This window comes from Olleya sp. 1-3, from assembly GCF_002836085.1.
Classification (GTDB): Bacteria; Bacteroidota; Bacteroidia; order Flavobacteriales; family Flavobacteriaceae; genus Olleya; species Olleya namhaensis.
Genome location: NZ_PJBW01000054.1, coordinates 1 through 218, shown reverse-complemented (window position 1 = coordinate 218; position 218 = coordinate 1). Strand labels below are relative to the sequence as shown.

The 218-nt window shown below is 42.7% G+C and carries 1 protein-coding gene; it reads left to right on the top strand.

The features are described 5' to 3' along the window. Positions 1-218: hypothetical protein (locus CXF54_RS13035; protein WP_157823465.1), on the top strand; the 218-nt coding region annotated here is incomplete at both ends.

The following is a 218-nucleotide window of genomic DNA, read 5'->3' as shown; positions in this document are numbered from 1 at the left end:
GTTATGAAACTGCAACCTTCAACAACACGACTTGTACTTGGGACGTAACAGGAACACAACCGGCTGAACCAACAACAGAATGCTATGAAACTGCAACATTCAACAACGCAACTTGTACTTGGGATCTAACGGGAACAAAACCTGCAGAACCAGATACTCAATGTTACCAAACTGCAACATTCAACAACACAACGTGTACATGGGATGTTTCTGGATCT